The following is a 20,685-nucleotide window of genomic DNA, read 5'->3' as shown; positions in this document are numbered from 1 at the left end:
AATTAGGAATTAAAAATTAAGATCGGAGCAAGGGCCGCTCTCCAAGCTTGCTTCTCCGATCGTACATTGAATGAAGAATAACTCACCTATGTCGCTGCTGGCAAAAAGTCTCGGATTCGCTGCAAGTATGTTGCGGCATCCTCCAGCATCGGAAAATGAGCTGTATTGGGAATTATAACAAATTCTACTTTTTTGCTGAGGGAGGCTGCTTGTTCTCCCATGATGGCGGGGATAATTCGATCGAATTCTCCGGCCACAAGCAGCGTGGGAACGCTCAGCCGCGCAAATTCTTGGGGCATTTCCTCGGCTGCTCTTTTGCTGACGGCCGTCACCATTGTACCTATAGCAGCTTCCTCGTCTGCCATTAAAAAATCATTGAGAAACGCCAGACTGACCTCTGTGGGCAGCGAACGGTGCAGAAACCTGGCCATAAATACCCGATCGGCAAAAGGAATAGATGCCAGCCAAGCCGGCCTAAATTTTACCACATAGCCACCGAATTTGTGAAAGGTAGTGAAGGATTTTTCGTCGTATTCAAAAATGCCGCTGCAAGTGAGAATTGCTTTTTCTACTTTTTCGGGGTAAAGGTTGAGAAATAAAGTAGCAATTGATGCACCTGTGGAGTGAGCATTGAGAAAGATGCGGCTTAAATTCAGAGATTCTAATAATTCGGCTAAATCGCGGGCGTAGGTTTCGAGTTCGTAGCTGGATTCGATCGGCTCTTTTGGTAAGGGCGATCGACCAAAACCTCTCATATCGTAGAGCAAACAATCAAAATCGTCCGCAATAGCCCGTGCCGTGCTTTCCCAGTAGCGGGCTGAGCCTGCCCAGCCGTGCAGGAATACCATCACTGGTTTGCCGGTGGGTTGGGCGCTGTTATCTGCCGTTATCCACTCGTAATAATGTTTTACACCGCGAATTGAAATGAAAGCCATGATTAAGTAGTTTTGAGTTTTGAGTAATAATTTTAAATCATATAGGAATGAGGGGCGATCGCGTCTGGGTTAGCAGAACTTGTATAATGCAAGCAGCAAAAGATTAAAAGGAAATTTAATATGAAAGAATTAAATAAATTAGAATTGGATGGAATTAAGAACATGGGGGCAGTTAAGACTCAGGTAAAGCTGACCAATGCCATAGATGAAGCTCTAATTAGTCGGGGATTGCTCGCGCCTCGGCTGTTGCGTGAGTGTGAAACAGAAGCTCTAGTAGATACAGGATCGGTTTATCTAGTAATTTCAGCAGAGATGGTACAGCAGCTAGGTTTGCGAATTATAGGACAGCAGCTTGTTAAGTATGCCGATGGTCGTCAGGAAACCGTAGGAGTAACGGAGGCTATATTAATTGAAATTGAGGGGCGCAGGACTACCGAGGATGCTCTGGTGACAGGTGATGAAGTGTTGATTGGTCAGGTGGTTTTGGAGAAGTTAGATTTGCTTGTGGACTGTAGGAATCAGCGATTAATCGGGAATCCCACTAATCCTAACTATCCTGTAACTTATATCAAGTTAACAGGCGGATGCTAAAAAAAATACCCAGATTCCCCACTTCTTTAACAAGTCGGGAATCTCAAAAAAATCTGCGTTAATCTGCGTCAATCCGCCCACATCTGCGGTCAAAAATTACCAACATAGGAACCAATCATAAATCTTAAGCCGCAGAAGCAGCCAGCCAAAATAAACCATCTACCAAAAGCGTGCTTAACACCGCTCCACTAAACGCGCGCCAGTGCAGTTGCGTGCCGCGCAAACTCAGCAAACCGACTGTTAGCAACACAGCGATTAAAATTAAAGCACAGCCTATTCCCCAAGGTGTTTCGATTTGGGCGATCGCACTTTGAAAAATCGGCATAGCTAGTTCCGGTTCCGCGTGCATCACTTGCCGCCAGTAGGGCATCAACCCAGTTAAATAAAAATATAAATCGGTAATGGCAGTGCCAAATAGTGAACCCAAGTAAAAATAGCTGCCAACTTTTCCCCAAGATTTGCCCAAGCACCAAATAGCAAATGGCAAGCCAATTGATTCTATAGGTAAGTGCAAAATTGGTTCCCACCTAAACCAGCCCCAATAGATCGAACCTGCCAGCCAACATCCGGCAAATCCCAATAATAAGTCTCCCCAAAGTTGGGTTTTTGGGCGAAAAATTAAGATAAAACTAAGTACGAACCAGGGGATAGTTGATAGCAAACTGATGGTTGGATATAAACGTACTAAGGGTGCTTGCACGAAAACTGGAATTGATACTAAAAAAGCTGAAGCGCTAAATATCAACCACTGTTGAATGCTATTTGTTCTGCCTGAAGATAGAGGATTTTCGAGGCGGCTGAGGGTGAAAATAGGTGCGATCGCCGAGGATACTAAATTAAAGTTAAACAACTGATTGGACTCCGTAATATTTCAATAAGTGAACTAAAAATGTGGCTGCGGTTGTGGGTGCGGCTGTCTCGATACAGTCGGCTGTTTTCCCGATCTGCCAACCTTGGGCGGTTTGGGGTTGGCGCCACAAATCCAAATGTTCGATCGGCGGATCTGCATAAAAGCCATCTCCACCGCCACCTAGGATTGCCGAACTCCAGTGTGTAAATCGATCGTGGCTGAGTCTGTGGATAGGAAAAGTGCCCCCCAGCGGTACTCCCCAACCGTCTAAAGCAAAAAATGCCCCGACTTTACCGCCGATTTGCTGCCACAGAAGAGCAGCGCCGATCGCCCCGGCTACTCCTGCCGAAAAGCTGACAAATACTAGATTTTCTCCTGTTAACTCTTGAGTACACAAAAAGTGCAATATGTCAAGTGCTGAAAAAGGCGGATGTTTATGAGCGGGAAAAATCTTGACATGAGAGACTACTTGCGGATTTTGCCGGGGTTCTGCCTCTCCCCACACTTCCGAAAGTCCCTCTAGGAAGCGATCGGTCAGTTTTGGGTCGTGGATTCCGGGGCAAATTACCAGTCTCATCGTGCTTCAAGAAAATTAATTATGAGCTTAACATAACTTTACTTTATTGTACACCATAATTAATTATATGCTATGCAGGGGGATAGGATGTTAAACTAATAACAGAGTCGTGTTTGAAGGATATCCCCCCAAAATAAACGCTGGGAACGCTTTGAGACACCGAAACCGGAGGCAAGGTGAGGAAGTCTTAAGAAAACATAAAACTTAATGCCCTTTGTCCCAGACCCTGCGGCGTATTCTCTTGCCTTTCCTATCAGATTCCGATCCCCCCAGCCCCCCTTCTTGAGGGGGGAGAAAGAGTCTCAAAGTCCCCCTTAAGAAGGGGGATGCGAGGGGGATCTCCGGGGAGTCTAGAAACCAGGTTTCTCTTCGCAATTCTGATTCATCTTTCCTGCGACTCTCCAAATAATTCAAATTGAGGAATAAAAAGTGGTTGCTTCTCCCGAAAAAATTGAGTTCAAAACACCTGATGCACCGACAAACAGCGATCGGGTTGCTGTATTGCTGATGGGTTACGGCGAAGTCGAAAGCTACGACGATTTTGCCAACTACAACGAACAAGCTTTAAATTTGCTTACGGCCAAATTCGCGCCAGTACCGCTTTGGATTTATCCGCCGCTGGCGAAGATTTTAGCAATCTTTGACTTGCACGAGTGGAGTCACCAACACGGTCAATTTGTTTCGCCGCACAATGCAATTTTTGAACAGCAGCGCGCCGGGATTGAACAGAATTTGCAGGAGAAATGGGGCGATAAAGTAAAAGTGTTCAAAGCTTTTAACTTTTGCGCGCCGTTTTTGCCGGAACAAGTAATTCCTCAAATTCAAGCAGAAGGATTTGACAAAATTCTGATTTATCCGCTGTTGGTAGTTGATTCTGTTTTCACCAGCGGCATTGCAGTCGAACAGGTGAATAAAGCTTTAGCACAAACTTTTGATGGTAAGGAACATTGGGTAAAAGGACAGCGCTACATTCCTTCTTTTTACGATGAACCTGCTTATATCCAGCTAATGGCGGATTTGGTTGAAGAGGAAATTAAGAACGATTTAGCTGTAGCGCATTTGCCTTCTCAGATTGGGATTGTGCTGATGAATCACGGTTGTCCGCACAAAGCGAAGGGCTTTACTTCGGGGATTGTGGAAAGTCAAGCTTTGTACGATCGCGTGCGGGAACGTTTGATGTATCGCTATCCTTTGATTTCGGTGGGCTGGCTGAACCACGACACACCGCTGATTGAATGGACACAGCCGGATGCGACGTTGGCTGCGAAGAATTTGATCGATCTGGGTGCAACTGCGATCGTGTTTATGCCGATCGGATTTGCGACAGAAAATCACGAAACATTGTTAGATGTAGACCACATTATTGAGTCTTTGCAGAAACAGCGTAAAGGAGTAACTTACCGCAAATTGCCTTGCGTAAATGACCATCCTGAGTTTCTGAAAATGGCGGCTGAGTGGGCAAATCCGCAGATTGAAGCGTTGTTGAGTGAAAGTGCGATCGCTGTTAATCCGAGTTTGGCTTCTGCACACCGCGAGCACGCGCATTCTCATGGCGATCATGGGCATTCTCATGGTGGACACAATCACGGTGGGCATTCTCATGGCGATCGCGGACATTCTCATGGGCACGGGCACAGTCACTAATAGGACTTGGGCCTGAGAGCTCAGAAACCGGGTTTTTTGCGAAGATACTGCGTTGAAATGGCAGATTTAGTAAAAAACCCGGTTTCTTTTTTTGGGGTGCGTAGGTCGAGATTGATTAATGAATTTAACCCTTTAAAAATTCTACTGCTGTAATGGCAGGGGAGTAGGTATCATCAGCTAATTGCCATTACTGATTGCTTCGTTCAAGATTACCTAAATTAAACAAAGTTTCTGTATACTCTTGCGGGAAAGCCTCAAGAGTTCTGACAGTTAAAGCATTTTCATAACACATTTTCGCCCTTTCAATATTCTCTGCTTTGTCTCCCCTGATTCTCTTACGGTAGGCTTCTCCCAGATTATTTTGCGTCTGGGCCCAATATTCGGGAAAAGCATCACGGGTGAGGACGGATAATGCAGCAGTGTAAGATGCGATCGCAACTTCGATATTCTCTGCTTTCTCTCCCCTAATTCTGTATAAGTAGGCATTTGCTAGATTATTTTGCGTCATAGCCCATTTTTCGGGAAAGGCCTCGCGGGTGCGGACGGTTAATGCAGCAGTGTAAGATGCGATCGCCAGTTCGATATTCTCTGCTTTCTCTCCCCTGATTCTGTCAGAGTAGGCAACTCCCAGATTATTTTGCGTCAGGGCCCAATCTTGGGGAAAAGCATCACGGGTGAGGACGGATAATGCAGCAGTGTAAAATGCGATCGCCATTTCGATATTCTCTGCTTTGTCTCCCCTGATTCTGTCACTGTAGGCAATTGCCAGATTATTTTGCGTCATAGCCCATTTTTCAGGAAAGGCCTCGCGGGTGCGGACGGATAATGCAGCAGTGTAAGATGCGATCGCCAGTTCGATATTCTCTGCTTTTTCTCCCCTAATTCTGTTACGGTAGGCTGTTGCTAGATTATTTTGCGTCATAGCCCATTTTTCGGGAAAAGCTTCGCGGGTGAGGACGGTTAATGCAGCAGTGAAATATCCGATCGCGAGTTCGATATTCTCTGCTTTCTCTCCCCTGATTCTGTTAATGTAGGCTGTTGCCAGATTATTTTGCGTCTCGGCCCATTTTTCGGGAAAAGCCTCGCGCGTGCGGACGGTTAATGCACCAGTGTAAAATGCGATCGCAACTTCGATATTCTCTGCTTTATCTCCCCTAATTCTGTTACGATAGGCTTCTCCCAGATTATTTTGCGTCATAGCCCATTTTTCGGGAAAAGCATCACGGGTGAGGACGGATAATGCATCAGTGTAAGATGCGATCGCATTTTCGATATTCTGTGCTTTATCTCCCCTGATTCTGTCACTGTAGGCAAGTGCCAGATTATTTTGCGTCATAGCCCATTTTTCGGGAAAGGCCTCGCGGGTGCGGAGGGATAATGTACCAGTGTAAAATGCGATCGCCAGTTCGATATTCTCTGCTTTCTCTCCCCTGATTCTGTTACGGTAGGCTTCTCCCAGATTATTTTGCGTCGCTGCCCAATTTTCGGGAAAGGTATCGCGGGTGTAGACGGTTAATGCAGCAGTGTAAAATGCGATCGCCATCTCCAGATTATCAGCCCTCTCTCCCCTGATTCTGTAAGTGTAGGCAATTGCCAGATTATTTTGCGTCGCGGCCCAATTTTCGGGAAAGGCATCGCGGGTGTAGACAGTTAATGCAGCAGTGAAATATGCGATCGCCATCTCCAGATTATCAGCCCTCTCTCCCCTGATTCTGTAAGTGTAGGCAATTGCCAGATTATTTTGCGTGTCGGCCCAATTTTTGGGAAAAGCTTCACGGGTGTAAACTGCGAGGGCGGCAGTGTAAAATGCGATCGCCTCTTCCAAGTTACTCGCACGATCGCCTTGAGGATATTGTTGGTAAATATCCCCCAGTCGCCCCAAAGCAGCCGCCTCTCGTAGGCGATCTTTCAAATTCCTAGCAATTTCTAAAGACTGCTGATAGGGCTCAAATACCCGTTCCCAGAATCCTAAGTCACGGTAAATATCACCTAACTGTAACAAAGTGTCAGATTGCGCCTGGGGTAAGTTCAATTTTTCTTGTAAGGCAAGTGACTTGTCAAAGAAATGAATTGCCCGATCAATCTCCTGTGAATAATCCTGTGCTTGGCGCGTCTTTACCCGATTTGCATAAGTATTAGCAACTCGATTGTATATGGTTGCTAATGCAGGAGTTTCCATAGCTTGTTTCTCCAGATTTTCAACCTGTTCTAACAGTTCATCTAGGGGTAAACTCTGTCTTCTGTCTGGCTCAATCAGCAGAGAAATGTCCCCAGTCGTGTTAACCACACCCGTTTCTGGCACCGCAGGCGACACAAATCGAAATACGCCACTCCGCCAACTCCAAAAATCGGGTGCTTCCAGACTCAAGCGACTCAGAATATTTGGTGTTACCCAAAGTACAATGGGAAAAGGAAACTCCCGCAACCCCTCCCGCGTCCATTGCAAATAGCCGAAAAAACGGCTTAACTCAGACCGATGATTAGAGTCAGCTTGTGACACAAACTCCATCAAAGCATCCGTTCCCGTTACAGTAATTGCGGCTGATGCGTGGGATTCTTTTAACTCTGGGCAATCCTTAACCAGTTGCTCCAACGCAGCTCTTAGACTCGGTTCTTTTTGATTCAACACCACTCGATAACAGGGGATATTGGCAGCAAGTTCTGCCTCGTAACGATTAATAATCTGAGTTTGAAAATCTCCAGGTTTACATGAGGCAATCAACAATGACAATACACCTTGACTTGCTGCAATTAAAGAGACAAGGCCATCGTAACTATCCTCATTGATCGATGGAGCGTCCACGATATCACTGTCAAGCATTTACCCCTCCGCTCCAATTAAGCCACGCCGCTGCAATATTTCCTGAACCACTGGATGAACTCCAAACCACAAATCGTCATTGCGATATTCTAGGATGTAGAGCGTATGCAATAAATCTAAGAAATCCTGATCCATTCCATCTTCGGGTAAATAATTTTGGTATACATCGACTAGAATTTGATAGCGGTTTTGTCCAAGAGGTTCTGTTAAATTAATCCGATAGTCTTTAATAGCATTTTGCAAAATCTCAGACGTAATTTTCAAATCTTGCTTGTCTGGTGTGCGACGTAACTGCTTCAAACATAACCCACAGCACTGACTAGCCAAACGAATAAATTCTCGCAATGCACCACCACTTTTCACAATCATCATCTGAGTTGCTTCCGGTGCAATCAACTCCTTGGGGATTCGCTTGTAAAGAATTTGCTCAAATACTTTTACAGCTTCTGCGACAGGAGAGGCATTGGGAACTCTATCTTCTCCACGGGGAAACAACTTTGTCGCCCACATCGATTGAATCTTATTGTTCGTAGCATTCTGAATAATTCCTCGCAATGACATATCTCGTGTCGCTGCCATTGGAATTGTATAAATAATCCGAAATTGAGGCTGAAACAACGCACTGATATTATTTCGATAAACGCGATCGACAATCTCTAGATCGAGTTTATCAAGATCATCAATCACAACCAAAACTTCTTGCCCGCACGCCGCTTGAATCGCACTAGCGATATCGTTGATACGATCGATCAAGTCGGAAATACGTCTCGAAAACTCAATCGTAATTTCCTCACGAATCACAGAGTTGGCTTTCAAAGTTGCTTTCAATTTGGCAAAAAATTTCACAAAGAAAGCATTTACACCAGCTTCTCCACTCGTTTCTAACTCAATGCTAGAATCAAGTGAACTTCCCTCAGTTCGTGTATGCTTACTAAACCATTGATAAAAAGCTTTTTTTGTTTTAGAACCGATTTTAATCTGGCGTTCTTCTGCTACTTCCATGAGCTTTACTGCCATAGCAAACAAAATGTTGACGTGATTCACATCTGACATTTCAATCAGGTCAGAAATTGAAAAGAACACTACAAAGTAGCGATTCTGCGTGTCCCGGCAAAATTGACCCAGCAATGTCGATTTGCCTGACCCACGATGCCCTGTAAAAATAATTTTGTTATTGTCTGGTGAGCAATCTTCAACCAAATGCTCTAATTCTTCTAAAATCTCAGTGCCATATTCCACATGAAATTTATTCAGTTGTTCTACGGTGACTAAAGGTAGTAACTGAAGATTCTGGAAGGCTGTTTGGAAGGATGCTAGGCGCTGGTTTGTCATAGGGAATATATATAGACTATAACTATTAGTTTATCACAATGCCTTGTCATCTCACTCCTCTACTGCTAAATCTTCGCTTGGACTTTCCGGTCTCTGCATTGCCGCTGAACAAATTATCGAGCAGAACGCTTGTGGGCGGTATTCCCTTGAGGAATTGGTTGAGGCAATAACACCTAAGAACCTTCATACTGAGATTGATAGTGGAGTTGCTGTGGGGAAAGAAGTTTGGTAGCATAAAGGTGCTAGCAGAATCCCCACATTGGGAGAGGAAATAGACGCATCTATTGCCACCGAGCAAATTATCGAAGCTGCAAATTTATAAACCGCTATTGCATCTAGATATCGATTATGACCATCAAAGAACAACTTATCCAAACCATTGAAACACTGCCTGATGACTTATTGGCAGCAACCCTGAAATTTGTCCAAACCCTTGAGTATCCCATTCACAAAACTCCAGGAATTTGTGGCGGTGCAGCGCGAATTCGCGATACCCGCATTCCCGTTTGGACGATTGTCGCTTACCAACAACAGGGCGCAACTGAAGCAGAACTTCTCTATAATTATCCAGGACTAACCCTTGATGATTTGCAAGCGGTTGAGAATTATTACGATCGCAACCGAGAAGAAATCGATGGGTGGCTGGCTGAAAATGAATGACTGCTTCACTCAAGATACACAGCCGATGGACATTTCACTCATACTCACCAAATTGTCAGAATAGTGGTTAACGCTTGAATTTTTGCGTCGCGGGTGACTAACGGAATACCCAAAGATAAAGCAGTGGCAGCAATAATCCTGTCTGGCATATCAGGAACCGTTGCCCTGTCAATTTGTTGAATAGTTGCCGAGATATTGCGATCCAAAGGTGCTAGCAGAATCCCCACATTTGGATCGTCCGCAGCATTTAAAATTCGTGTCAGCACTTCGCCTGCCAAACGCCCTCGCTCAATCAAGTAAGAAATTTCTACAATTGAAATTGCGGAAAAGTAGATAAAATTTCCCTCATTAATCGCTTGTTCTAATGCTGTTAATGCTGTTGGCGACAATCTTGGTAGTTCAAAAATGTACCAAATTAGGGTATGGGTATCTGCTACGACTGAGGGCATCAAACAATCTCCCTGGGAAAATTTCCCCACATTTCTTGTCTGGCTTGGGCGATGTCTTCTTCCGTAATATCTACTTTCAAGTCAGCACACAAGCCTTTGGCACTCTTGAGCGGTCGTTTAGGCATAGTTTTTTGTTGAAGAAACTCAGCAAAATCTAAAACTTCTTGCTGCCTCTCCGGTGGCAATTCCCGCAACTTATCTAAAACTGCTTGCTCTAAATTCATCGTTTATTTTCCTCCATAATTAATCAGCGACCTTTTAGCGACACCACTTTATACTTCTTGTAAAATGCGACTATTAAAACGCTCATATTCATCCTCTAGCAGCCACATTTTAGCAGATTCGTAATTATCACTGGTAAAAATAAATTCATAGTTTTATGCTGGGTTATGGATGCAAAATTTCCCTGACTTATCCTTAACTAACATCAGGATATAAGGAGGATATATCAGAGTATCAGCCCAGATTTATGCAAACTCCCACTCAGTTTCGGCTTTTTGGGTTCCCGGAAGATGTTTGTCAATGAGACTGGTTCTCGTTTCTAGAGTAAGTTCAGCGTCAATTCCACTCATCTTGATTTGTTATGACTGGCAATTAAATTGTAGCATAAATTCCGGTCGAGCGATTTCGCCAGCGATCGCACAAGAGCAAATCTCATTTTCTGGTAGAGATATCACTAAAAATCCCTCTCTATTATTGTCCCATTTCAAATTATTTTTAATCTGACAAATGCACTCACTAACATTCTGTTGGTACAGACTATCTATGCGATCGCAGTGCCATTCAAATATCACAACCCATTGAGGCTGCTCAGTCAGAATCAACTTGACAAAATCATCAAAACTTTTGCCTTCCCAATCTATCTCTGAGCCATTCACCTCAGATTCTAACAAGTCTAATCCTTTCCCTTGCACCGAAAAATTCAGCCATTCCATATTTCCATAAGCTGGAGGTAAGCTCTTGATTATATGGGGCGGAATTTCTCGCTCTACTAATTTTATATGTTTGCCCCAAAGGTAATATTTTTCACCTTGAGGATATTCAACATCACCCCAAGTAAAAGTTTCCTGATGGCATTCTAAATAATCAAGCGTCTGTCTTGTAGAAAGCAATATTTCAAAACAGGCATCCATAATTTCTCCTTTAGTTAATCAACATCTCTGGGATACCACCAAAATTTTTGCAATCCACATTCCCATCTTTTCTGTTCCCAATTGTAGCGGAATTCGTGGATATGGGGGTTGGGATGATCGGATGGGCGATCGCGATCCGTCCAATCCACTCTACCCTTATCCAGAAACCCGATTTCTTTAAAAACCGGATTTCTGCTCGTTTTTATGGCTTAGATGCGATCGGGATCGATGTTCAATTCGCGCAGTTTTGCTGCTAAACGTTCTGCCCGCTGCGAGGCTTCTTCTGCCCGCTGCGAGGCTTCTTCAGCGCGCCGTCGCTCTAATTCTCGCTGTTCATCTAATTCGGAATAGGAAAGAAACTTTTCTCCATCATGCCGATAAATTTCTAACCCTGTTTCTGGTAACTCAAAGCGCACTCCCAATCTCGGACTTATCCAGCCCTCTATGGGTTCAATTACTTCTAACACTCCTTCAATTCTTTGCCAACCAATTAACTAGTTTTCTGCGGGATCGTAAAGGTAATACTCCTCGACTCCATAGCGATTATAAAATGAAAATTTCTTGCTCATCTTGGTTTGATTGTCGCTGAAAGAGCGAATTTCAAACACGACTTGGGGAGCAATATTATCTTCGCTAAATTGCAGGTAGGAGCGTCGATCCTCTTTTGATCTGCCAAAGATGACCATGACATCCGGTGCTTGAGAGATGTCATTTCTCCTCTCAACCGGATACCACAGTAAATCGGCGGCTACAAACACATTGGGGTCATCTTTAAACAGCAACTCGCAACCTTCTTTGATGGTGACAATTAATTTATATTGAATTGTGCTGTCTGCCATTGGTTGACCGTCGCTGCATGGATAAATGATTTCTTCGGTTGTGACTTGCATAGTGGTTGTCTCCAAGAAGTATCTCAGCTTATTATACCCTTTCCATTTGGCGCAAAATACCCTCAACCAACTTATCAATCTCCGCCTCAGTGGTAAAATAGTGAACACAAGCCCGCACACAATCAGGATTAAGAATTGTCCGCACCATAATCCCCTGTTTCTCCAACAAATCAACTAACTGCTTGTGCGGCATCCCATTCATCAATCGAAACGAAACCAAACCAGCTTCTGGTGATGATTTCCGCAAACATTCCACATCGGGAAGTTCCGACAAACGCTCCCAGAGATACTTACTCAAACGGCAAATTTCTGCATACCTTTCCTCGATCGTACCCCATTCGTGTTGCAGGCCGATCGCACTCCGCAAACCCGCATACAAAGGATAAGCAGAAGTCGCAATTTCATAGCGCTGCGATCCAGCCTTCCATCCCAGAACTTTAGCACTAGAATCAGTGACAATTCCCCGCCAACCGATAAACACCGGATGCAAATCTGCCAAAGCTTCCGCACTCACATAAAGTCCCCCCAAACCTTCCGGGCCGCACCACCATTTATGACCGGTAAAAGCATAAAAGTCAACTCCCGAATCAATCAAATCCAAAGGCAAAACCCCCACAGATTGAGCCGCATCTACTAATACTTTCACTTTTGTTTGATGACACACTTTTACGATCTCAGCCAGAGGCAAAACTTGGCCAGTATTCCACAAAATGTGACTGATTACCAACAACCGAGTATTTGGCTGCAAACTATCAGCAATCACCTGAACCGGAGATCCTTCATTCAAAGTTGCCGCCAGCGGACAAATCGCAACCTCAATGTTGAATCGGCGCTGAAGTTCCATTACACTAGCTACAATGCCCGGATGTTCGCAATCAGAAAGCAGCAAATGGTCGCCCGCTTGCCAGTCAATGCCCCACAGCGCAATATTGCAGCCCACGGTGACATCCTCAGTCAGGGCGATCGTTTCAGCAGGTACGGCCAACTCAGATGCGATCGCACGTCGCGTCAGCATCGCCTCCTGAACCACCCAAGCCCCCACCTCCCCCGAAAACGGCCCCCCAAGCTGCACCCGCTTGTAAGCCTCATAAATCGCCTCTAAAGCAGACTCAGGCAGCGGCCCTTGTCCGCCGTAGTTAAAATAAGCTTTATTGGCCAAAGCTGGGAATTGTTGCCGGTGATTGTCCTTTGTCATTTTTTTTGGGGAATTATTGATAGCGTTAATATTGAATAACTGATGGTGTGAACTTTATATCCTTTGACTTTTGCCTCAAGCTAAATAATCAATCCGTGTATCCGTGTCAAAATCCGTGTCGTGCTTTCCTTCTAATTATTCTATGCCTTGCGAATACTAAATGTTAATAACTGACAAACTGCTACTTTCCTATCAGCGATGCAATCTCCGAGCATTTTTAGACACCTGCGGAGACTGGAAACAACTAGATCCCCCCAGCGACTTTTTGCTGAAACTGATGCGCGACAGCGCCACATACCAGCAGCAAGCTTTGGAACACGAGACTTACCAACAACCATATTATCCTAGAGGGGATTGGGAAGCTGGCGCGGCCGCTACATTGAGTTTAATGCAGCAAGGAGTCGATCGCATTTACCGAGGAGTTCTGATCCAGGGCGAATTCGGCAAAACCAAGGTTGCAACAACTTCTATGGTAGGAATTGACGGTCAATATTTCCCAGAATTTGGCGAAATCCCTGAAACTCCCGTGCATCTTTCATCATCCAATCTTCCCTCTTCAAACATTACCCTGATCGGTCGCCCCCATTTATTAATCAAACAGCCGGGACAATCAAAATTTGGCGATTGGAGTTATGCTACTGCGGATATTTGGCTTAGCAAGCGACCAAAACTCGACTATCAAATTATTGCAGCTTTTCACGCCCAAGTTTTAGCTTCCGTGCAGGAAACAATGCCCGAGACTGCGTGGCTGATGCTGCGTAAAAAAGGGCTGTGGCAGGTTAATCTCGGCCAGCGAACTCCTCAGATGTTCGAGATTTTAGATGATTGCATTCAGATGATAGAAAATCGGGATAAACCAGAGGTGTTCATTTCTCGGCAAAAGTGCAATCTTTGCGGTTGGTATACTATCTGTCATGCCGAAGCCGAATCTATTAAACATCTTTCGTTATTGCCGGGAGTTACTGCCGGCCGCTATGCTAGACTGAAAACTATCGAGATTACTGATGTTGAAGCTCTCGCTAATGCTAGTTCCGCACTGCTTTCTGAGTATCCAGAGTTCCCCAACAGAGTTGCTTTTGATGTGGTGCAGCAAGCTAAATCGCACTTGCTAAATCAACCGCTGTTGCGGGAAGAAGGAAGTTCGGCAACGGATTTTGTAACGGATGTAACGGATGTCAGGAAGAAGGAAGAAGGAAGAGGGAAGAAGGAAGAAGGAAGGAATGACACGGATTTTGACACGGATACAGGGATTAACGATCGAGAAGAAGGTAGAAGTGATAATTCAGAAGGAGTTAATTCATTTGAAATAGTACCAGATATTGTAGACAATATCTTGAATGACATCGCAGTTGAGGAAGTAAAAATTAAAGAAAATAAACCTGCGACATCTTCTATACCTGCGCCAATTCTCCGCAAGAAACCAATTCCGTATTCCCAATCTGTCTTTTTGCCGATCGCCCCAATCGAACTCTACTTTGATATTGAAGCTGAACCCGAGTTAAACTTGGATTACCTCCACGGCGTCTTAGTCGTTGACAGGTACAACAATACGGAAAAGTTCCACGGCTTTTTAGCAGAATCAGCAGCAGAGGAAGGTGCAATCTGGGAGCAGTTTTTAGAACTAATGTGGGCTTATCCTATTGCTCCCATTTTCCACTTTTGTGACTACGAAGTCAAGACTTTTAAGCGGCTGGCTAAACTTTACAATACTCCAGCTTATTTGTGGAAACCGGTGCTGAAACGGTTTGTAGATATTCACAAACAAGTGACGCAAAAGGCGATTATGCCGGTGGAAAGTTACGCACTCAAACCAATTGCCCGCTGGCTGGGTTTTGACTGGCGAGATGCTAAGGCTAACGGTGCTCAGTGCGTCTGCTGGTACGACGATTGGCTCAAAACGGGCGATCGATCGCTCTTAGAGGCGATCGTCCGCTACAATGAGGACGACTGTCGTGCTACATATATAGTTAAAGATTGGTTGACCAATTTTTTGCTGAATCATGAACCGTGATTTTTAGATGTAATGAACCGCGAAAATGCGAATGGCGCGAAGGAAGAAAGGGAAGAAGATGATAGGTAAGCTAAAAAATATTTGGTTGGCATTTGGAAAAATATTACACTTCTTGTATTCTGCCTCCTCTAAAAATATTGTGGGGTGGGCATCTTGCCCGCCCCAGATATGTCAGTTAAAGTTGGAATAGTTTAATAGTCTATTTATCAGTAAAATGCGAAAGCTAGCAAAAGCAACTATATTTATTGTCTGTTTTTTGATGGCAGCAACTGTTGCTATTTGGGTAAACCAGTCAGCCAAATCTTTCGCCGTTACGAAAATAGATTTTATCGGCAGAGCAATATTTCCTACAGGTTCTCCGTTTCAGGGGACGGAAATTGGCGGACTTTCGGGCATTACTTATGATGCCGACAAACAAGTTTATTATGCCATTTCTGATGACCGCAGCAGCAAGGCTCCGGCGCGCTTCTATTCTCTCAAAATTAACTTGCAATCTGGTAAACTGGAAAAAGAGCAAATTACTTTTACTGGTGTCACTACTTTATTAGATGAAAACGGCAAAGGTTTTCCTGAATTAAGTTTAGATCCGGAAGGGATAGCTTTTACCGGCAATAGCGTGTTTGTTTCTTCTGAGGGAGATGTCGATCGCCAAATAAATCCTTTTATCAAAGAGTTCTCCCTGGATGGTAAACTCCTGAAAACGCTGGCAATTCCTGACCTATTTTGGCCGGATGACAAAGGCACTAAAGGCATCCGCAACAATCTATCATTTGAAAGTTTAACTTTAACGCCCGATCGCAAATACCTATTCACCGCCACCGAAAACGCTATAGTTCAAGATGGCGCTGTACCTTCGGTGGAAACCGGGAGTCCGTGCCGGATTTTGCGCTACGATGCGGTGAGCGGCAATCCAGAAGCATCGTTTCTCTACATCACCGAACCGCTACCCGCTGGTGCGAATCCTGTGGGAAAATTAACTAGCAACGGTTTAGTGGATTTGTTGGCGATCGACGATAACCGCTTGCTGAGTTTAGAGCGTGCTTTCTCCCTGGAAACCGGAGTTACTGTTAAACTATTTGAGATTTCTCTGGAAAAGGGCGATCGTATTGAAGCACTCGAAAGCCTCAAAAGCCGTATCAGCGAGGTTTCTCCCGCTCAAAAACGCCTGCTGCTGGATTTGGAAACCCTAAAAATTCCCCTAGACAACATTGAGGGGTTGACATTTGGCCCCGAGTTAGCGGATGGTAGCAGAGGTCTGATTTTGGTGAGCGACAACAACTTCAGTCCCCTGCAAGAGACTCAAATTTTGGGCTTCCAAATAAAAGTTCAAAAAACCTCTTGACAAAAGGTGAAGTTATAGGCATAATAGAAATTGTGCCTGAAACAACGGCAAAACGAGGGACAGTAGTTCAATTGGTTAGAGCACCGCCCTGTCACGGCGGAAGTTGCGGGTTCGAGCCCCGTCTGTCCCGTTCTCTCGTAGTCAAGCTTCTAAACTTTGATTGTTTTGATTGGATCTAGTGCCGATGTAGTTTGCGCTCAAAATCCGACCACTGCGTAAGATTTTTCCTGAAAAGCAAGGAAATGGCATCCGTTTTAGATTGACTGTTGGGGGCAAGATTTCCTTTTGACCCCTTGCCGGTTTGATTAAGTCCCAGCAGCGCTCAAAGGTGTTGGATAATAAACGGGCGCACTATCTGATAAGTCAAAACCAGGACGATGGGCACGAGAATCGGAATAGCAACTAGCAATCCCCATTTGCCAAACTTAATTTTTTGACCGTCCGATTTGAAGAGGACAATCACAGCGACAATTCCCATCAGTACCCAGAGGCCGCCGAAGCCAATGAAAACTGTATAGCCTGCATCTTGCATTTTTTTTACCTTTAATAGTAGTCCATCTTTAATGTTAGTTGCAGTCTGTTTTTGCTGACATCTTTTGATAGACCGATCGCACTTACTAAATATGACTCATTTTGAGTTGGGCCGGCACCGGTCTTGACTTTCGCACTCGATCCGCACAGTTCGATCGCCCATCACAGTAGCTAAATCCGGTCTTCCCGTCAAAGGTAGTCGCCAATCTGCCCAAATTCCGTACAGCCAATTGGCGATCGCCCCAACAACCGGCAACTTAGTCACAGCATAAACCCAGCCCATACCTAAAATCTCGTAGGTGCGGCGAAAAACCTCCACATTTTTAACTGTCGTACCGTCGGGTAATATCGCGTGAATCCGACCCATCGCCGTTTCGTAGTCGATTCCGCCGTGGGCCTCCGGGTTGTAGCCATCATCGGCGATATCCACAAACGACACTAAATCTCGCCCCGCGTCCTGTTTTTTCAAGAAATTAACCTCCCGCACGCACAGAGGACATTCACCGTCGTACAGTAACTCAATCTGCCAAGCAGGCGCAGCAGACTCCGCTGAGGGCGCAACAGATTCGGGAAACTCAGTTTTAGGAGCAGACATAGGGAAATATATTTGAATGTCGTCGATCGCACACAAACATTTTACAAGGATCAATAGTTATCAAGTGTGCCTTAGCTACTCCTTTGGCAGTTATTTGCGCTGTCAAAAATAGTCCCAAAGGTGAATCCAGTCTTGGCCGCCCGCAATGCTAATATCATCAAGATGCCCTCTGCTGCGTTGCCGGAGACTTTCGCCCGATCGCCCGATCGTCGAATATCAAACAATGCGAGGCAAAGCACCTGCCAAGCACAACTGTTAATTCGGCAACAAAATATAATAAAATTTAAAGTCTTAAACATCAGCTATTCCCCCAACCAGCAAATCGCCCCCAATCTAAAAGCAAAAATCTACATGAATGTCAGAGTCCGTCTAGCCCCCAGTCCCACCGGAAACCTACACATCGGTACCGCCAGAACCGCCGTATTCAACTGGCTGTTTGCCCGCAACCAAGGCGGAAAATTCATCTTGCGGGTAGAAGACACAGACGTAGAACGTTCTAAAAGCGAATACACCGATAACATCCTTGAAGGACTGACATGGCTGGGTATGGAGTGGGACGAAGGCCCGAGTTTTCAGTCGCAGCGTCTGGAAACCTACCGCCAAACAGTCCAAACCCTTCTAGACAAAGGACTCGCCTACCGCTGCTACACCACGCCGGAAGAACTAGACCAGATGCGGGAAGAACAAAAAGCCAACAAACAGGCCCCCCGCTACGATAACCGCCACCGCAACCTCACTCCCGAACAGCGAGAAGCTTTTGAAGCCGAAGGGCGGCAAGCGGTAATTCGCTTTATCATTGAGGACGATCGCACGATCGCTTGGAACGACACGGTACGCGACACCGTAACCTGGAAAGGTAGCGACCTCGGCGGCGATATGGTAATTGCCCGTGCATCCAGCGGCGGCGTTATCGGCCAACCCCTCTACAACCTCGCCGTAGTCGCAGATGATATCGACATGGGCATCACCCACGTCATCCGCGGCGAAGATCACATCGGCAATACTCCGAAACAAATATTGCTGTACGAAGCTTTGGGCGCGACAATCCCAGAATTTGCCCACACGCCGCTGATTTTAAACGCGCAAGGGCAAAAGCTTTCTAAACGCGACGGCGTAACCTCGATTTCTGACTTCAAAGATATGGGTTACGTCCCGGAAGCTCTAGTTAATTACATGACTTTGCTGGGCTGGACTCCCCCGGATTCAAAGCAAGAAATATTTACCTTGTCGGAAGCTGCGGCTGTATTTAGCCTCGATCGAGTCAACAAAGCCGGTGGAAAATTTGATTGGGATAAACTCAATTGGCTCAACAGTCAATACCTGCACAAAATGCCAGTGCCGCAATTGACAGATTTGCTGATACCTTATTGGCAGAAAGCCGGTTATGAATTTGATTCGGAGGCCGATCGCCCCTGGCTCGAACAAATAGCTGCTTTAATCGGCCCGAGTCTCGTTCGCTTAACCGATGCTGTGGATATGTGTAAAGTATTCTTCTCCACCACGGTGGAATACGAAGAAGAAGCACTCGCACAGTTGCAGCAACCAAGGGCTGCACAGGCTTTACAAGCAGTTGTAGAAGCGATGGAAACTCATTCGTCCCTGACATCAGGGGAAGCTCAGAAAATCACTAAAAAGCTCAGTAAAGAGAAAAATCTTAACAAAGGGCTAATTATGCGATCGCTCAGAGCCGCTCTGACAGGTGCAATGCACGGCCCCGACCTGATAGAATCTTGGGTAATCCTTCACCAGCGAGGAACGGCTAAAACCCGCTTGCTTGATGCCATTAGTAGCTTGAATTTGCCGGCTGTTGGTGTCGCGGCCGAAACTCCTACCCCTGAACAACCCAAAGCCGAAATTCCACCCGAAACTCCCGTAGAGCAGCCATCCGTGGAGGTTTCAAAAGTCGAAACACCGACTCTTGAAACAATCGAAACCCCGGTTGTTGAACCATCAGCAGCAGCAGAGGTTTCAGAAGTCGAAAAACTTGCGCTCGAAACAGTCGAAACGCCGACTGTCGAACCAGCAGCGGAAGTTACAGCAGTCGAAATACCGACTTCAGAAACAGGCGAAGTGTCGGCTCTTGAACCAACCGACGGGGAGGTTGCAGCAGTCGAAATACCGGCTCTTGAAACAGTCACAGCAGCAGTTGAAATACCTGCCGCCAACCAGCAAAAAACTATTGCGAGTGGAGAAATGACTTCATCAAACGAACCAGAAACAACCGTTATCATCACCGAAATTCCTGCCGGAAATGAAGCAGACAGTTCGATCGGTACAACAAAAGTCATAATTACCGAAGAACCGCCAAGTCAGGCCGAGCAGATCAAAGAACAAATTATCTCAATTTTGTCAGAGTTTCCCGCTTACATCGGCAGCTTTTACGAGCAGTACAAGAGTCCCCTGACAGTTGTCGGTGTAATTATAGCCTCGATTGTCTCTTTGAAAGTGCTTTTGGGGATAGTAGACGAACTCAACGACATTCCCCTGCTAGCACCCACATTCGAGCTAATTGGTATCGGATACGCGGTGTGGTTTGTCTATCGCTATTTGCTGCGATCGTCCAACCGGCAACAATTAGGTCAAGAAATTCAAGCCTTGAAAGAACAAGTTTTCGGCAAAAAATCCTAAACTTTTGCTGGTAATTTTTTGAATTTGCGCCCGACATTGATAACTTATTTAAAGTTGTTAGTGTCGGGTTTTTTGAAAAAGGAAGAAGGAAGAAGGAAGAAGATAGATTGATTACCAATTATAAATTACCAAAGCAGTAGCCGTAGGGTGCGTCGCCATGAAAAATCCCTCAATACAAACCAAAAATCTGACAGCGACGCACCAGTGCCATAGCAAGCAGACTTTAAACAAATTATAAATTACCAAAGCAGTAGCCGTAGGGTGCGTCGCCATGAAAAATCCCTCAATACAAACCAAAAATCTGACAGCGACGCACCAGTGCCATAGCAAGCAGACTTTAAACAAAACAACTGTTTGTCTTGTTTCCTGAACCCGAAGTGTCAGGTGCGTCGCCATGAGATTGTCGATTGAATTTAGGTATTTTCAACCCACATTCCGCAGATGTGATTCATCTTACTGGTATTTTTGAGAAATTCCAGCCATCCAACTTTTTTAGTCTAA

General features: G+C 45.2%; 18 protein-coding genes, 1 tRNA gene and 2 pseudogenes. 8 read left to right on the top strand and 13 right to left on the bottom strand.

Annotation, left to right across the window (positions count from 1 at the left end):
* Window positions 1–86 precede the first annotated feature (86 nt).
* A complete protein-coding gene (locus tag QUB70_RS23195; RefSeq protein ID WP_332983682.1) occupies window positions 87–935 on the bottom strand; it encodes an alpha/beta fold hydrolase in 849 nt (282 codons plus the stop codon).
* Between the two features lie 120 nt (window positions 936–1,055).
* On the opposite strand from QUB70_RS23195, the gene QUB70_RS23190 reads away from it, so the two are divergent.
* Window positions 1,056–1,526, top strand: coding sequence for an aspartyl protease family protein (locus tag QUB70_RS23190; protein WP_332983681.1), 471 nt, complete (start codon window positions 1,056–1,058; stop codon window positions 1,524–1,526).
* A 124-nt stretch (window positions 1,527–1,650) separates the two neighbouring features.
* Here the strand turns inward: QUB70_RS23190 and QUB70_RS23185 are convergent, their stop codons facing one another.
* Both QUB70_RS23185 and QUB70_RS23180 read right to left on the bottom strand, forming a co-directional pair.
* On the bottom strand, window positions 1,651–2,376 hold the full coding sequence (locus QUB70_RS23185; protein ID WP_332983680.1) for a DUF3120 domain-containing protein: 726 nt from the start codon (window positions 2,374–2,376) through the stop codon (window positions 1,651–1,653).
* On the bottom strand, window positions 2,369–2,953 hold the full coding sequence (locus QUB70_RS23180; protein WP_332983679.1) for a hypothetical protein: 585 nt from the start codon (window positions 2,951–2,953) through the stop codon (window positions 2,369–2,371). The genes QUB70_RS23185 and QUB70_RS23180 overlap by 8 nt, the downstream gene beginning before the upstream one ends.
* Window positions 2,954–3,382: 429 nt before the next feature.
* On the opposite strand from QUB70_RS23180, the gene QUB70_RS23175 reads away from it, so the two are divergent.
* The gene (locus tag QUB70_RS23175) at window positions 3,383–4,597 is read left to right on the top strand and encodes a ferrochelatase (RefSeq protein WP_332983678.1); all 1,215 of its coding nucleotides are present in this window, start codon (window positions 3,383–3,385) and stop codon (window positions 4,595–4,597) included.
* Window positions 4,598–4,784: 187 nt separating this feature from the next.
* On the opposite strand, the gene QUB70_RS23170 is transcribed toward QUB70_RS23175, so the two are convergent.
* On the bottom strand, window positions 4,785–7,418 hold the full coding sequence (locus tag QUB70_RS23170; RefSeq protein WP_332983677.1) for a tetratricopeptide repeat protein: 2,634 nt from the start codon (window positions 7,416–7,418) through the stop codon (window positions 4,785–4,787).
* Complete coding sequence (locus QUB70_RS23165; protein WP_332983676.1) at window positions 7,419–8,750, bottom strand: ATP-binding protein; 1,332 nt, start codon at window positions 8,748–8,750, stop codon at window positions 7,419–7,421.
* A gap of 348 nt (window positions 8,751–9,098) precedes the next feature.
* Here QUB70_RS23165 and QUB70_RS23160 point away from each other — a divergent pair, with 348 nt between their 5' ends.
* Window positions 9,099–9,410 (top strand): DUF433 domain-containing protein, encoded by a 312-nt coding sequence (locus QUB70_RS23160; RefSeq protein ID WP_332983675.1) that lies wholly within the window; start codon window positions 9,099–9,101, stop codon window positions 9,408–9,410.
* 44 nt (window positions 9,411–9,454) lie between these two features.
* On the opposite strand, the gene QUB70_RS23155 is transcribed toward QUB70_RS23160, so the two are convergent.
* The 6 genes and pseudogenes from QUB70_RS23155 to QUB70_RS23130 form a co-directional block, all read right to left on the bottom strand.
* The gene (locus tag QUB70_RS23155; RefSeq protein ID WP_332983674.1) at window positions 9,455–9,859 is read right to left on the bottom strand and encodes a type II toxin-antitoxin system VapC family toxin; all 405 of its coding nucleotides are present in this window, start codon (window positions 9,857–9,859) and stop codon (window positions 9,455–9,457) included.
* Window positions 9,859–10,083, bottom strand: a complete 225-nt coding sequence (locus QUB70_RS23150; RefSeq protein ID WP_332983673.1) for a DUF2281 domain-containing protein — start codon at window positions 10,081–10,083, stop codon at window positions 9,859–9,861. The genes QUB70_RS23155 and QUB70_RS23150 overlap by 1 nt, the downstream gene beginning before the upstream one ends.
* A 357-nt stretch (window positions 10,084–10,440) precedes the next feature.
* Window positions 10,441–10,992, bottom strand: a complete 552-nt coding sequence (locus tag QUB70_RS23145; RefSeq protein ID WP_332983672.1) for a hypothetical protein — start codon at window positions 10,990–10,992, stop codon at window positions 10,441–10,443.
* A gap of 14 nt (window positions 10,993–11,006) precedes the next feature.
* The gene (locus tag QUB70_RS23140; RefSeq protein ID WP_332983671.1) at window positions 11,007–11,141 is read right to left on the bottom strand and encodes a hypothetical protein; all 135 of its coding nucleotides are present in this window, start codon (window positions 11,139–11,141) and stop codon (window positions 11,007–11,009) included.
* A gap of 60 nt (window positions 11,142–11,201) precedes the next feature.
* Window positions 11,202–11,882: pseudogene (locus QUB70_RS23135) on the bottom strand (Uma2 family endonuclease).
* A gap of 31 nt (window positions 11,883–11,913) precedes the next feature.
* A complete protein-coding gene (locus tag QUB70_RS23130) occupies window positions 11,914–13,077 on the bottom strand; it encodes an aminotransferase class V-fold PLP-dependent enzyme (protein ID WP_332983670.1) in 1,164 nt (387 codons plus the stop codon).
* Between the two features lie 160 nt (window positions 13,078–13,237).
* On the opposite strand from QUB70_RS23130, the gene QUB70_RS23125 reads away from it, so the two are divergent.
* The 3 genes from QUB70_RS23125 (at window position 13,238) to QUB70_RS23115 (ending at window position 16,560) form a co-directional block, all read left to right on the top strand.
* A complete protein-coding gene (locus tag QUB70_RS23125) occupies window positions 13,238–15,088 on the top strand; it encodes a TM0106 family RecB-like putative nuclease (protein ID WP_332983669.1) in 1,851 nt (616 codons plus the stop codon).
* A gap of 214 nt (window positions 15,089–15,302) precedes the next feature.
* On the top strand, window positions 15,303–16,430 hold the full coding sequence (locus QUB70_RS23120; RefSeq protein ID WP_332983668.1) for an esterase-like activity of phytase family protein: 1,128 nt from the start codon (window positions 15,303–15,305) through the stop codon (window positions 16,428–16,430).
* A 56-nt stretch (window positions 16,431–16,486) separates the two neighbouring features.
* A tRNA-Asp gene (locus QUB70_RS23115) sits at window positions 16,487–16,560 on the top strand.
* Window positions 16,561–16,752: 192 nt separating this feature from the next.
* On the opposite strand, the gene QUB70_RS23110 is transcribed toward QUB70_RS23115, so the two are convergent.
* Together QUB70_RS23110 and QUB70_RS23105 are read right to left on the bottom strand one after the other, a co-directional pair.
* Window positions 16,753–16,962 (bottom strand): hypothetical protein, encoded by a 210-nt coding sequence (locus tag QUB70_RS23110; RefSeq protein WP_332983667.1) that lies wholly within the window; start codon window positions 16,960–16,962, stop codon window positions 16,753–16,755.
* Window positions 16,963–17,058: 96 nt separating this feature from the next.
* Window positions 17,059–17,556: a thiol-disulfide oxidoreductase DCC family protein gene (locus QUB70_RS23105; RefSeq protein ID WP_332983666.1), complete on the bottom strand. Its 498-nt coding sequence runs from the start codon at window positions 17,554–17,556 to the stop codon at window positions 17,059–17,061.
* 351 nt (window positions 17,557–17,907) lie between these two features.
* On the opposite strand from QUB70_RS23105, the pseudogene gltX reads away from it, so the two are divergent.
* Both gltX and QUB70_RS23095 read left to right on the top strand, forming a co-directional pair.
* Window positions 17,908–19,329, top strand: a pseudogene (gene gltX, locus QUB70_RS23100) (glutamate--tRNA ligase); the annotation flags it as partial.
* 420 nt (window positions 19,330–19,749) lie between these two features.
* Window positions 19,750–20,184, top strand: a complete 435-nt coding sequence (locus QUB70_RS23095) for a CAAD domain-containing protein (protein ID WP_332983690.1) — start codon at window positions 19,750–19,752, stop codon at window positions 20,182–20,184.
* Window positions 20,185–20,685 lie beyond the last annotated feature (501 nt).

Source organism: Microcoleus sp. A003_D6, from assembly GCF_036702825.1.
Classification (GTDB): domain Bacteria; phylum Cyanobacteriota; class Cyanobacteriia; order Cyanobacteriales; family Microcoleaceae; genus Microcoleus.
This window is presented reverse-complemented; position numbering and strand designations above follow the sequence as displayed.